We start from the raw sequence: 13,579 nt of genomic DNA, 5'->3' as shown, positions 1-13,579 counted from the left end.
ATCTCCGCCCAGTCCTCCACGTTCAGCACCCTCCTACCTCAGAGGGGTCAACTTTCGGAAGACTCCTGGGGGTCAGTTTTCACGAAGCAACGACAACCCTCACCCTCCACCTCGCCACCACGGCTCCTGCCGACCAAGAGCTGCTGGGCACCGTCACCATCGACGTGCCCTCCGCCGACATTCGTCATCAGCGAAATCACCCGCGGAGCACACGGCCCCTACACCCTTCCTTCGGGCTCAGGCCTCTACCGCCTGACGGCATCGGCCGATCAAGCCCACCCGCACGACCGCACCTACGACGCGATCCGGCTCAGTGTCGAACGAGTCGGCGACTCCAGTCCAGGCGACGAGGACGACGAATGACGGTGCTGCTCGCGCACACACTGCGCGGGGACTCGTCGATTGGCCGCGCACTGAAATGGGCCTTGGTGTCGACAAGCGCAAGTGTCCTCACCGGACCCGTGGAGTTCTCGACAAACTGCGCGAGGTGATCCGGGAGACGGCGCAGCCCGACCGTCTGGCACCGCTCACCTGGGGCGAAGCCCACGCCTGTCGCAAACCGGCCAGCCACCTTCACCACGTTGACGAAGACGCCCCAGTCTGAGCATGCGCACTGCTGTGGTCTTGCTGCTCGCTCTGGTCTGCGGCACTGCCGTCGGCATCGTGGCGTGCGCGGCTGGTCGAGCTGCTTGATCATGCGTCGTCGTTGTCGGTTTGCCCCGGGTGATTGCACCGTGAGGTCGGTGATCGCGAACCCGTCGTAGGGGTCGGTTGGACCTTGCCACTGACCTGGGTGGTCGGCCAGTCGGTAACGGTCCTCCTGGCTGTGATCGCCACGGTGAACCTTTCGGGGCGTGCGTGACGAGAGCAGTTCCCACCTGACCCGGCGGGCGACCATCTCCGCTTCGTTCGGCACGGTCGTGGAGTGGTACGACTTCTTCCTTTACGGCACCGCGGCGGCCCTGATCTTCCCGCACTTGTTCTTCCCGTCGCCAAGCTCGCTCACGGGGTCCCTGCTGTCGTTCGCCACGTTCGCCGCCGGGTTCATCGCCTGCCCGCTCGGCGGCGCGATCTTCGGCCACGTCGGCGACCGCCTCGGCCGCAAGAACGCGCTCGTCGTGACCCTGCTGGCCGTGGGACTGGCGACGCTCGCCGTCGGCCTGCTGCCCTGCTCGGCGTGCTGCGCGCGCTGCGGCTGTCCGGGCTCGCTTTGCCGGACAGACCGCGTCGGCGAAGCGTTCCGCCTCGCCGACGGCGCGCTGCCCCACCTCGCCGAGGACCATCCGCTCAGCGCGGAAATCGCGCAGGCGGAACGGTTGCTGGGACCGGTTCGCGCTCCTGTGACTCGACCCGGCACCGCTGTGGCTCGACCCGCCAGCCCTGTGGCTCAGCCCGGCAGCACGCGCCCGAGCCAGCTCGTCACGGCGGCGTGCAGCTGCGCCGTGCGGGGGTTCAGGTTCAGGTCGTGGCCGGAGGTCGGCAGCACGTACGCGTCGAGCGACTTCGCGCCGCGGTAGTACGGGCCTTCCTCGGCCAGGATGCCGGGTTCGCTGCAGGTGGCGGCGAGGTATCCGCAGAAGTACTTGTCACGCTCGCCCATGGCGATGAGGACCGGCACGGTGATGCGGCCCGAGTAGGTGGTGAGGATCGCGATGCCGATGGCATCGGGTGCTTCGGCCAGTGCGAACGCGTCCTTGGTCTGTTCGTCCATCGCGACCACGGCGGGGTCGGCTTCGCCGGGCGCGTGGAAGGCTTCGTAGCGGCGGCCGGTGGCGGTGGTCAGCTCGGTGAGTCCGTAGCCGGTCCGCGTGAACCCGGGGTCGAGGGGCGCGGGCACGAGGTCGGTGCCGAAGAGCGTCGCCGTGTCGGCGAGGTTCACGCGGTGCTCCTCGCCGGTCACGAGCAGGGCGTCGACGTCGTGGTAGGTCGCGGCTTCCAGCACGTCGATCGCCGAACCGAGCGAGTGGCCGGCGAGCACGACCCGGCCGAACTCGCCGCGCACGTGCCGGATCACGTCGTGCACCGCCGCGGCCTGGACGGCCGATGTGAGCAGCAGCGGCGGATTCTTGCTGCTACGGCCGGTGCCCAGGAGGTCGATGTTCATCGTCGCGTAACCGGCGCGGTTCATGGCGCGGGTGAAGGAGTACGTGTCGGGCTGGTATGGGAAGTCCCAATACGTGGAGTTGTACGTGGCGCCGGGCGTGAGCACCAGAACGGTCTCGGCGCCCTCGGGCGCGCACAGCGTGCCGTGCACGACGCCGCCGGGCAGACCGCCCGGCACTTCGACGTCGTGGCATCCGGTCGCCGCCACGGCCGGGGACACGGCGAACAGCGACAGCACGAGAACGGCCACCGCGAGGAAGACACGTCGGGACGACATCGGGTCTGCTCCAGCCACGAGTCCGGTGTGGACGGTGTGCGACGAACTGACTCGACTGTGGCTCTTCGGGGCGAATCGCCCGTCAAGAGGTGAAGTTAATCACGGCGATTGCCCGCCGGAGGCCACCGGAACGTGCCCGAACGTCATCAGCGGGGCTTTCGCCTGCGCATGCAGGCCCGTCCGTCCTCTGGCGGACTCAGAACAGCAGCGACACCGGGTAGGCCGCTGCGACGAGCGCGAGGAGGGCGGTGTTCAGGGACGCGGTAGTCGCGCAGGATGCCGGCGAACTCGCGGATCGCGGCGCTCGGCACGTAGTACTAGGCGGTGCGGGGCCGACGACCTGGCCGTTGACCTTCAGGCGGCGGGCGAGCATCGCCGTGCGGAAGGAGTGGAAGTTGTTGGTGATCAGGAGACACCGGTAGTCCGGTTTGCGGGTCTCATGATTTCCCGGCTGTACCCGAGGTTTTCGCGCGTGGTGGTGGAGCGGTCTTCCAGCACGATCTCGTCGCGCGGCAGGCCATGGTCGACGAGGTAGTCGGCCATCCGACGGCTTCCGGCCGGGGCTCGTCGGCGACCTGGCCGCCGGAGGCGATGTCCGCGGGTGCCCTCCCGCGCGCGGCGCTCGCGGCGTACAGCGCCCGCGCCCGGTCGAGACGGCTGGCGAGCAGCGGTGGCACGGCGCCGCGGATGAGCCGCGAGCCGTGCACCACCAGGAAGTCCGCGCCGTGCGGCGGGCGCAGCAGCCCGTAGCCCACCGAGCACAGCACGAACGTCGCGAACGCCAGGCCGAGGTACCCGACGGCGAAGGCCACGCTGATGATGACGACTTCCAGCACCCGCGGCAGCGCACCTTTGCCCAGCATCAGCAGCAGGGGTGCGAACGCGAAAATCGCCACGCCGGCGAGCAGCGACAGCAGGTTGCCCAGCCGCCGCCCCTCGCGGCGCCTCCGGCCCGGAAAAGACCAGCTCAGCAGACCCGCGCATATGCCGTCAGGGGTTCGTCGGTGCCTCATCGCGTTTCAGGGCGGCAATGGTGGCCCGGATTCTCTCTTCTTCGTCGTCAGCGCTTGAGCTCATGCCAGTTACCTGGTCGAGGTGGACGGCCAGGAGGGCTTCAAGCCGATTCAGCCATTGGGCGTTCGATTCACCGGGTTTCCGCTGCACCTGGTCAGACATGCCCTCAGCGTCGCCGGGCTCAGGCCTGGCATTACGGGCCTTCACTAAGGCCTCCCAGTAGCGTGCGATGAAAACACAGCCCGCCGGCAAGTCGAGGGGGAGACGTCCTGCTGGCGGGTCTTGTGCGCGGTCGGTGGGGTAGGACCGCTTGCTCCAGTGTCCACCTCTGACGGTGCGCGTTACAAGATCTTTTGTGGCTCAGCCCTCCTCGTACACGCTGTGGGAGGCCGTCACCGGGGACGCAGCGCTCGTCGGGGGTCTGCCCAGACTTCGGTTGACACCTGGGCTGACTGTTTTCCGGCCGCTGTTGCGGCGGTGTAGATGGTCTCAAACTCGACTGGGGTGAGCTTGCCCAGCCCTCGTTGCCGGCGTTTGCGGTGGTACTTCGTCTCGATCCAGGACACGATCGCCAGCCGCAGTTCGTCCCGGGCGCGCCAGCGACGCGTGTCGAGAACGTTCTTTTGCAGCAAGGAAAAGAATGTCCATGGCGGCGTTGTCACCACACGCGCCGACCCGGCCCATCGACCCGGTCAGCCCGTGAGCGCGCAGAGCAGGCGCCGGTAGGCCGCCGATCGGAACTGGGCGCCGCGGTCGGAGTGGACGACGACACTGCGCGGGTCGCGCAGCGCGATCGCGTTACGCAACGCGCTGACGGCGAGTGCGGCCCGCATGTGCGAGGCGATCGAATACCCGACGATCTTGTTGGAATAGCAGTCCTTGACCGCACACAGGTACAGCTTCCTTCACCTGTGGGATGTTCGGTGATATCGGTGAGCCACTTGATGTTCGGTGCGTCGGCGGTGAAGTCGCGCGTGGATCTCCAGCGCAGCGTTGATCAGATGCGCGTCGTCCCAGTCGCGCTGTGAGACCGGAGCTGCGCACCGTTGGTAGTAGGCCTGCCGGGAGATCCCCAGCCACCCTGCACGTCACCGCGACCGGCACCCTGATCGGGGCGCCGGCCGCGGCCAGTTCACGGACGAGCGGGAAGGCTATTTTCCCAGCAGGTTGCCCTGCGCCAGATAGGCCGCCGCTTTGCGCAGGACCTCGTTCTGCTGCTCCAGCAGCCGGTTGCGCTTGCGCAGTTCCCGCAGTTCCGCGGACTCGTCCCGGGTTACTCCGGGCCGGGTGCCGTCCTCGACGTCAGCGGCGCGCAGCCAGTTGGCCAGGCAGGACTCGGAGATCTCGAAATCCTTGGCGACCTGTTTCAACGGGGCCTCGCCGCGACGGGCCACGGCCACGACGTCGTCACGGAACTCACGGGGGTAGGGCTTGGGCACGATGACATTTTTCCAGGCGAGGCCGAAACCTCACACGCGAGGTGCCAACCAAACCCTAAGCAGACCCCTTACGGCCGGAATGATCCGCACGACGTGGCACCACAGGCAGCAACGGCTCGATCCGTGCCCACAGACCATCCGCCACGATCCACGGTGGCTGCTGCCCCTTCCTCACGGCCCCACCAACAGCACCGACGGTCAAACTATTCCAAGATCCATTCTGTTAGCAGCTCTTAGGCAATTTCCGGCTTCGAGACGGCCGGACCACCCACGAGCGCGTGTCCGGCTGCCGGGGGCGCAAGGGTGCGGCCAAGGCGAGCACGCCTCCAGCCTGGTCACACTGTGGCCCGTCTCAGTGCAAGACTTCCAGTACAGCCCGTCGGACGAGGCCGAGTGCGAGCAAGAACGTCGAGGCGATAGCCGGACGCGGTGCAGCCGGTCTCCGTTGACGCCGGCTCGCCTCAGATCGCGACGGTGACGTCGTTTTCAAGACCCAGCAGCATTTTGCCGTGGAGCTCGAGACTGACGGCCGGGTTGAGCAGGGCGTGGCGCGCGCCGACGTTGAGATCCTCGAACATCCGGTGCAGGGGGCTGGCCAGTGCAAAGGCCCCGGACCCGTGCGCGGTCACCAGGGTGGTGACCGCGCTGACCAACTCCTGTGCGGTCCATGCCGTCTCGGCGCGGATTCGGGTGCGGACCTGGACCTGCGGGTGAACCCCCCGGGCCGCGTGGGTCTCGATATCGTCGGCGGCCCGGAAAGCGTGCAGGTGGGCGCCGTCGATCCGGAGAGCGGCTTCGGCCAGCTGCAGTTGGAAACCGGCCGAATCAGCTTGCCGGGCGAACTTGGTCGCCACGATTCCCTTCGTCGCCGCGGCCGTTCGCACGTGCTCGAGCGCCGCTCGTCCGATACCGAGAAGCGGGCCCACCAGTGCGAGCGTCGCGACCGGGAAGTAGGCGGCGCGGTAGGCGGTCTCGTCCTTGAATTCCGTCGGGTAGTCGCTGGTGGCGATCGCGGCGCCCGGCAGCACCCGGTGCCGCGGGACGAACACGTTTTCGGCGGTCAGCGTGTTGCTTCCGGTGGCGCGCATGCCGCTGGTGAACCAGGTGTCGGTCAGCGTGAGCTCGGACATCGGAACGAGCGCCATCCCGTATTCGCCCGGTTGACCGTCTTCGCCGGGCGTCAGGAACCCCAGCACCGCCCAGTTGGCATGGTTGGATGCGGAGATGTAGGACCAGCGCCCGGACAACCGCCACCCGCCCTCGGTCGATGTCACCGACCCGAACGGTGACCCCGAGCCGCACACCACCGCTTCGGTTTCGCCGCCGAACACCTCGTCCTGCGCCTGCCTGGGAAACAGACTGGTCATCCAGGCGGAAACGCCCGTCAGCGAAACCACCCAGCCCGCGGCACCGTCCCCCTCGGCCACCAACGAGCTGACCTCGAGCAACGTCTTGATGCTCGCCTCGTGCCCGCCGTAACGGCCGGGGACCATGACCTTGAACAGCCCTGCTTCGGCCAGCGCCCGGACACTCTTTTCCGGCAGACGGCGCTCCTCCGCCCCTTGATCGCTGCCCGCAGCCAACAGCGGCCGGAGCAGGCGGGCACGGTTGGTGAGTCCTACGTTCGTCAAGACACATCCCTAACCGAGATCGGAGAGCCTCCGACCTCACTCACGCAGCGCAAAGGAGACCATGTTCACCGCAGACCTGTCGGAACCGCCTGCTTCGCGCCACGTGCGGAGTCACGGTGGTCCCAGTCGACGTACTTCACACGTTGTTTGCTTCGGTTCAGTTCAGCACCACTTCTCTCGATGTCTGATCGGGCACGCGAGGTACATGATCGTCCCTCGTTGATAAACCGGCGCGCGCCCCCATGGCCGTCACCACGCAGCTCAGGCCGAAGATCGCTTGGCCGGTCATCGCGCCCCCACCACTCGAGCAGGACTTGGGAGACGAACGACACCACGATTTACGCCCCGATCAGGATGACCGGGACCGGCAAGTCGATTCCTGTCGCGACGACGATCGTGCTCGTCAGCTAGAGCGCGAGGTCGACCACGATCGCACAGGCCCGCGGCCAAGCGGGTGGCGGCGGCAACGGCAGCTTCGCGCCGGGTTCGCGTAGGCGCTGGACGGCGTCTGGCTGGGTGTCCCATCAGTCGTCCGTCCCGCGTAGCGCCCTGGTTGTCATGCCCCTGTCACTCCCGAACCCGGCGTCCGGTTGACTGACCTACCCCGATGAAACCGAGCTCGACCCTCGCACGGGCGCAGCGCGCGCTCACCAGCCGAATTCGACAGCATGGCCGGCGCCGACCGGCAATTCGCACAATCGGCGGCGGTGGCGCCTACCACCGTCGCCGGGGCTCTTCAACTTGTATCGAACGAGTTGATCGCCGCGGTGAGCACGTCGTCCAGTGTGGACCACACCGGCATTCCCGGACGGTTGAGCTGGCAGAGCAAATGCACGTCAGGCTCCCGGGGATAGCAAGGGTCCGTACCGACCACGATCCGACGGCCCTCAGCCATCGCTTGGCCGAGTTCGAACATCGCGATCGGCTGCGTGGTGCGCGCGGCGTCCGAGCGCGGGAACCAGAACAGCGTCAGATCAGCGGCTCGGAGATGGTGTTGTTCCCAGCTGACCTGGGAAAACGCGGCGTCGGGGTCGTCGATGGGGAACTCGATGCGGTTGGGGTTGAACACCACGAGCGGGATCGGGGCGGTGAGAAGGGTCTGTACCGCGTGCTGGTGCCAAGGCTCGTCGATTGCGGTGATGCCGCCGGCCAGGAACACCGACGCCGGGTCGGACGCCTGAGGGCGGTAGTAGGTCGGCGCTTCGAAGTACCGCCGCGGCGCGGCATGCGCCGAGTGGCGTACGGCGGTCTCCGAAATCCGTCCCGGTTTCCCGCCGAAGCTGTACAACGGGGCTCGTGGATGACGAGCTCGAGGTGTTCCGGGACGCTCTCCCGGATCTTGGGCTTGGCAGCAGCGCGCGAAGGAACTGGAGCAGCTCGAGCCGGGCAGTGACCTCATCGGGGACGATGCAGCCCTTCCTTACCGGCTGATCAGCGAAACTGTGCGCGTCAGCCGAATGTCCGCAGGTGAGCACCTGCGTCTCGTCTGGGACGGGCCGGACCGCGGGAACTACTACAACATGATCCAGTACAGCGCGGTGCGCGCCGCTGTCGTCGGCGCGGCCCAAGCCGTCAGGATCCTTGCGTCCGACGACTCCGTGGCCCGCCGCGATCGCGGCTACATCGCGATCACCGACACCTACGTTCAGCTGCGCAAATTCCACCAGCTCGTCCTCCGCCAGGCAACGGAGCTGCAATTGCTGACTCCCGAGCAAGTGAACCAAATGCGCAATCAGATCGCATGGGCCGGATCCCGCGAAGATGCCGTGCGCGCTGCGCACCTCCCAAGCCGGGCTGAACGTCGCGACCTTCATAGAGGCGGGCGCGCCGGTGATCTTCCCCGGCGACGAGTTTCGCCAGGCCGGCCTGAGGCAGTCGTGGAACATCCTCTCCTCCGACGCGCATGTTCTGTTCTGGAGCTTGGCGATGAGGACGACCTCCGCCACGCTGGCGGACAAGCTCACCGGCCTGTCGATCGGCAAGGTTGAGGGCGAGGTCTCGGAGGCTGGCCGCAGACCTGGATCACCAATCTGGTCTCGGCGTCGATGGCGACCTGCACGGTGGTGGGGTAGCGGTAGTTCTTCGACGGGGTGGTCAGCCGGTGGTCCCGGGTCGGGGCCAGAGTGCCGTCGACGATCGCGACCGCATCGATCCGGCGTGTGCGGACCGGGGCCAGCACCAGCAGCGGGCCGATCGTGTCGCTTCCCCGGTGCGCGGCGGAATGCGATGCCCCGAACAGCGGGCCGATCTGGCGCATGGTCAGGTTCGTCCGCCAATAGGTCGCGACCAGCAGAACCCGCTCTGCCAGGGGCAATGCCCACTGCCGGCGCGGCCGTCCGTCCGCGATCTCGTTTCCGCCCCACTTGGCGACCAGCCGTATCGGCTTGCGGAACTGACCCGGTTCCAGCCCCGCGAACGGAGCAATCCACTTCGTCCGCGACGTTGTGATCACCTGCACCACACCGACAGGATCAACTACCGACCCAGCCAGCCCCACCCCGGGTACGAGACATCCCTTTGGAGAGCGTGACACGGTCGATGCAGTCCAAGACGCGGTCAGAGTGCCGGCTTGCCCGCTTGGTAGAGCCAGGCGTGGAAGAACGAGTCCAGGTTGCGGTGGGTCAGTCGCTCGACGACCTGGATGAATTGCCGCGTCGAGACGTTGCCGTATCGGTGAGCGGTCGGCCACTGCGTGAGCATTTCGAAGAAGGCGCGGTCGCCGATCTTCATGCGCAGCGCCTGCAGTGTCATCGCGCCGCGGTTGTAGACCAGGTCGTCGAAAATGTGATCACGTCCGGGGTCGGCGACTTCGCCGCTCCAGTCCTTCTCATCGGCGTAGGCCTTAGCGAAGGTCTGCTGCACGGGGACGTTGTTGAATTTCTCCTGGTAGAGCCACTCGGAGTAGGTTGCGAAGCCTTCGTTGAGCCAGATGTCCGACCAGCGCACGGGAGTGAGGCTGTCGCCGAACCACTGGTGGCCGAGTTCGTGGGCGAGCAGGTCGCCGTCGACATCGCTGGTGCTCTGATCGTAGACCGGCCGGCTCTGCGTCTCGAGGGCGTAGTCGACGCCGACGTCGGCGAGGATGCCGCCGGTCGAGTCGAACGGGTACCGACCGTACATCGAGGATTCCCATTGGATGACCTGGGCCGTGGTCTGGTTGAACACCTTGCCCTGACCGGGCTTGGTGTCGATCGACTTGCCGATCGCGGTGATGTTCGCCACGCCGCCGGCCGCCACGCCGCGGGTGACGTCGTAGTTGCCGATCGCGAGCATGCTCAGCTCGCTGGCCATCGGCCTGTTCATGGTCCAGCGGAAGGTGGTCTGGTGATCTTGCGTGGTGGTGGGCCCGGGTTCGCCGTTGGCCAGCACCGTGAGTCCGGTCGGGACGGTGATGGTCTGGGTGTAGGTCGCTTTGTCGTCGGTGGTGTCGTTCACCGGGTAGTAGGTCGCCGCACCGATCGGCTGGTTGAGCGCGACCGCGCCGTCCTTGGTGGCGACCCAGCCGGAGACGCCCAGCGCGGGGTCGTCGATCTTCTGCGGGACGCCGGCGTAGCTCACCGAGACGACGAACGAGCTACCCTTCCGTAGACCGTGCGGCGGGGTGATCGCCAACTCCTGGGCACCGCTGCGGCTGTAGGTGGTGTTTCGGCCGTCCACCGAGAGCCTGCTGATCTTCAGCGGTCCCCGGAAGTCCAGGTCGAAGCGGGAGAGATCCTGTGTGGCCGTGGCGAGGATCGTCGTGGTCGCGTTGATTGCTTTGGTTTCGGGGTTGAACGCCAGCCGGATGTCGTAGTGACTGACGTCGTAGCCGCCGTTGCCCATGTCGGGGAAATACGGGTCCCCGGCGCCTGGAGCACCAGGGGAGTACAGCGGTTCTCGTGCCGGCGCCGCATCCGCTGCCGGGCTCGTCGCGGCCAGCAGACCGGCGGCCAGTGCGCCGGAGATGATCAACAAGTGGCCACGTCTACGGTTGGCGCCTCGCATTGGTTTGGTCCTCCTCGGCAGTCGTCGACGCTGAAGAGTAGGACCGATCGGACACGCGGATCAAGTCTGTTGCGGCGGCTTCGAACGTTCGGTTCGGGCGGTTCCCGGGCCGGTCGTGCTGCTGAGGTTTCCGAGGCAATCGCTTGAGGACCTTCCGTCGGAGGTTGCGCGCAACATCCGACGGAAGAGCAGGGGGCCTGTCCGACCACCGTTGGTGAGGGGCCACCGCCGCGAAACCCCAGCAGCAGTGTGTGGATCGAACGCAACAGCGGCAAAAAGTACTAGCCAGACTTCATCGTCCTTGGCAAGGACGGCGTCCACTGGGTCGGCGAAGGCCAGTCGGACCGGAGGAAGCGCTCGACACCGATGGGCTCGAGGACCAGCGCAGCCGAAGAGCGGGCCCCGGTTCGTCCGCGACAAAGTCAAGTTCGGGACCTGGCGATACACGTTCGTCATTGAGATCCATCTCAAGTCGGCCACGAGCCGGGAAGATCTGATGTTGGTCCGTACCAAAGCCATCCTCCAACTTCAAACTTAAACAACTCCGACCTTATCGATCAGGCGGAACTAAGCACTGAATTTGAAGTCGACGGTGACGTTGACGACGATCTCCCTGACGAACCCGACTACGGGAACGACCAAGAACGTGTCTCACTTGGATTTTGACTGAAGCCCGGGCAAGATCGTGAATTGTGATGGACGAGTTGTCACGGCGGCTGGTGCCGGACGAGTTGTGGGCGCTGGTCGGTCCGCTGATCCCGGCGGGAAAGACGCGCCCACAGGGCGGTGGAATGTCGCGTGTGGACGACCGGGCAGTGTTCACCGCGATCGTGTTCGTGCTGACCAGCGGGTGCGCCTGGCGGCACCTGCCGCCCAGCTTCGGGGTCACGGTACCGGCGGCGCATCGCCGGTTCACCGAGTGGATGACCGCCGGACTTTAGCGCGAGGTGCACCGAGCAGTCCTGGACGAGCTGGAAAGCAAAAGCATGATCGACTGGTCCAGTGCGGTCCTCGACGGAGCGTCCGTCAGGGCCACAAAAGGGGCGAACCGACCGGCGCGAACCGGGTCGACCGCGGCAAACCCGGCTCGAAGATCCACGCCCTGTCCGGCCGGAACGGCCTGCCCCTGACCGTCGGAATCTCCGCGGCCAACACCCACGACAGCCACGCGCTCAAGCCCCTGCTCAACGCGCTCCCGCCGGGGACCCCGTCGCCGGAAACCGGCCAATTGCACGCGGACAAGGCCTACGACCTTTCCGCCCTGCGCGACTGGCTGCGCCAACGCCGAATCCGGCGCAGCGAAACCGCCGGGGGACGAGAGCAGGATCTGCGCGGTACCGGCGGCCCGATGCGCATCGAGACGATTCTGGACCGGCCTGCTGGCCAATACCGCGCGATAGGTCGTCGACGAGCTGAACGAGGGCCGTCCGGGTATGGCTCTTGGCCTGATCGAAGGGATGATTTCCGAGTTGGGGGTTGATGAAGCCCGGGGCCACGTTGCCAGGCGGCTCCACGGTGCGCGCTCCCGAGGTCGTTTACGAACCACCGGCGATGGCGATGCAGCCGCCGAACGGCTTGCGTTTGTGCTGGAACTCCTGCGACTGCGCGGGCAGGCTCTCCGATCCGCCGTAGATGGTCGGGCTCATGTTCGAGAACGCGTGGTAGGGCAGCCGAACCAGTCGGCCATCGCCTGCATCTCGGCGACCTCGTGGTCGTTCCTGGCGTCGGCACACCCGCGTCGCAGTCTCCAAGCAAGAGCGGGGTGAAGCCGGCGGTCTGCACCGCGGTCAGCCGTGACGGCGGCAAAGCCTCGGGGAGGCGTGTGGCCCCACGATCCGGAAGCCGCGCCAGGAGACGTGGCGAACGCGCGAGGGGATCGGCGATGAGGCAACCGCACCGGTCGCCGCCTACCGGCTCACGGCGCCAACTCATAGATGATGTTGGCCTCACTGGAGGTCGCGAGCCGGGCCCCGGTGAACCCGGCTTCCTCAGCCAGGCGAAGGACCGGCGCCACCCCGGCCTGGTTGCCCAAACCCAACCCGGGCGATCGGGAAAGACCGCTGGGCAGACATACGAGCAAGGAGGCGCCGGCCGACGACCGAGCCATCGGGTTGCGGAGTGTCTCCTCGACCGTGTCCCAGCTCATCGGCTCGACCAGCATGACCCTTCCCTCGGGCGCAAGGGCGCGACGTGCGGCTCGCAACGCCGCACTCGGGTCGGGCATGTCGTGCAGGCAGTCGAAAAAGGAAATGAAGTCGTAGCTGCCGTCCAGGTCGGCGGCACCCGCGGTGCGGAACGTGATCCTTTCACCCACTGAAGCGGCCTCGGCCCGCTCGCGGGCTGTCGCGATCGAGGGTGCGTGGTAGTCGACCCCGACGAAGGTCGAGTTCGGGTACGCCTCCGCCATGATGATCGTGGATGAGCCGAATCCGCAGCCGACATCGGCGACCCGGGCACCGCGTAGGAGCCGTTCCTCGACCCCCGTCAGTGACGGAATCCATGAGCTGGTCAGGTTGGCCAGGTACACCGGCCGGAACAGCTTTTCAGTGGCCTCGAACATATCGTCGTGGTGCTCGTGCCAGTCAATGCCGGAGCCGGTGGAAAACACCTCGGTCAGCCGGTCGACCATGCGGGTCGCCGCGGCGGCGCTCTGGAACAGCCCGACGACGTAACCGGGGCTCTCCGGATCGGTGAACGCCGTGGCCTGTTCGGGGGACAGCCGATAGCGGGCGGTGCGCTTCGGTTCCGCGCCGCCGGAACCGCCGCCCGCATAGGTGACGTAGCCGGAGAGGGCCATCGCCAGGAGCCACTCTCGGACATACCGCTCGGCGAGACCGGCCCGGTTTGCCAGCTGCTCGGCCGTGAGATCCTCCTCCACCGACATCGCCGCGAACAGTCCAAGCCGGGCACCGACCACCGCCAGGGGCACGGTCACTGCCGCGCCGGCGTCCGTCACTGCCCTGCCGAAGAACTCTTCCAGCCGAGCTTGATCGACAGCTGTGGTCTTGATCGCCTCTGTCATTCGTCCCCTCCACATGGGACCCGGACAGCTCCGGGCACCCGGTTACACTCGCCCCGGGTTGTCGAGGCGAAAATTTTGCACCCTGACCGATAACACGGATGGATCGTCC

Annotated in this window: 8 protein-coding genes and 4 pseudogenes; 3 read left to right on the top strand and 9 right to left on the bottom strand. The window is 66.8% G+C overall.

The features are described from left to right. Window positions 1–878: 878 nt before the first annotated feature. Window positions 879–1,169, top strand: a pseudogene (locus AB0F91_RS43395) (MFS transporter); the annotation flags it as partial. A gap of 218 nt (window positions 1,170–1,387) precedes the next feature. Here the strand turns inward: AB0F91_RS43395 and AB0F91_RS43390 are convergent. The 6 genes and pseudogenes from AB0F91_RS43390 to AB0F91_RS43365 form a co-directional block, all read right to left on the bottom strand. Beyond that, on the bottom strand, window positions 1,388–2,380 hold the full coding sequence (locus tag AB0F91_RS43390; RefSeq protein WP_360607729.1) for an alpha/beta hydrolase: 993 nt from the start codon (window positions 2,378–2,380) through the stop codon (window positions 1,388–1,390). 405 nt (window positions 2,381–2,785) lie between these two features. After that, window positions 2,786–2,923, bottom strand: a complete 138-nt coding sequence (locus AB0F91_RS43385) for a YdcF family protein (RefSeq protein ID WP_360607727.1) — start codon at window positions 2,921–2,923, stop codon at window positions 2,786–2,788. Between the two features lie 447 nt (window positions 2,924–3,370). Next, window positions 3,371–3,556, bottom strand: coding sequence for a hypothetical protein (locus AB0F91_RS43380; RefSeq protein WP_360607725.1), 186 nt, complete (start codon window positions 3,554–3,556; stop codon window positions 3,371–3,373). 299 nt (window positions 3,557–3,855) lie between these two features. Next, window positions 3,856–4,833, bottom strand: a pseudogene (locus AB0F91_RS43375) (IS3 family transposase); the annotation flags it as partial. A 461-nt stretch (window positions 4,834–5,294) separates the two neighbouring features. Then, complete coding sequence (locus tag AB0F91_RS43370) at window positions 5,295–6,464, bottom strand: acyl-CoA dehydrogenase family protein (RefSeq protein ID WP_360607723.1); 1,170 nt, start codon at window positions 6,462–6,464, stop codon at window positions 5,295–5,297. A gap of 736 nt (window positions 6,465–7,200) precedes the next feature. Next, window positions 7,201–7,623 carry a nucleoside 2-deoxyribosyltransferase domain-containing protein gene (locus AB0F91_RS43365; RefSeq protein ID WP_360607721.1) on the bottom strand — a complete coding sequence of 141 codons (423 nt, stop codon included), beginning with the start codon at window positions 7,621–7,623 and terminating at the stop codon, window positions 7,201–7,203. A gap of 298 nt (window positions 7,624–7,921) precedes the next feature. Here AB0F91_RS43365 and AB0F91_RS43360 point away from each other — a divergent pair, with 298 nt between their 5' ends. Further along, the gene (locus AB0F91_RS43360) at window positions 7,922–8,452 is read left to right on the top strand and encodes a hypothetical protein (protein WP_360607719.1); all 531 of its coding nucleotides are present in this window, start codon (window positions 7,922–7,924) and stop codon (window positions 8,450–8,452) included. A gap of 14 nt (window positions 8,453–8,466) precedes the next feature. On the opposite strand, the pseudogene AB0F91_RS43355 reads toward AB0F91_RS43360, so the two are convergent. After that, window positions 8,467–8,922 (bottom strand): annotated as a pseudogene (locus AB0F91_RS43355) (transposase family protein); the annotation flags it as partial. Between the two features lie 98 nt (window positions 8,923–9,020). Beyond that, window positions 9,021–10,418 carry a M1 family metallopeptidase gene (locus AB0F91_RS43350; RefSeq protein ID WP_360607717.1) on the bottom strand — a complete coding sequence of 466 codons (1,398 nt, stop codon included), beginning with the start codon at window positions 10,416–10,418 and terminating at the stop codon, window positions 9,021–9,023. 722 nt (window positions 10,419–11,140) lie between these two features. Here AB0F91_RS43350 and AB0F91_RS43345 point away from each other — a divergent pair. Continuing rightward, window positions 11,141–11,733: pseudogene (locus tag AB0F91_RS43345) on the top strand (IS5 family transposase); the annotation flags it as partial. A 630-nt stretch (window positions 11,734–12,363) separates the two neighbouring features. Here AB0F91_RS43345 and AB0F91_RS43340 read toward each other — a convergent pair. Continuing rightward, the gene (locus tag AB0F91_RS43340; protein ID WP_360607715.1) at window positions 12,364–13,470 is read right to left on the bottom strand and encodes a methyltransferase domain-containing protein; all 1,107 of its coding nucleotides are present in this window, start codon (window positions 13,468–13,470) and stop codon (window positions 12,364–12,366) included. Between the last annotated feature and the right edge of the window lie 109 nt (window positions 13,471–13,579).

It is taken from the genome of Amycolatopsis sp. NPDC023774, assembly GCF_040639695.1.
GTDB lineage: Bacteria > Actinomycetota > Actinomycetes > Mycobacteriales > Pseudonocardiaceae > Amycolatopsis.
Note: the sequence above shows the minus strand (reverse complement) of the source record. Positions and strands in the feature narration are given on the sequence as shown.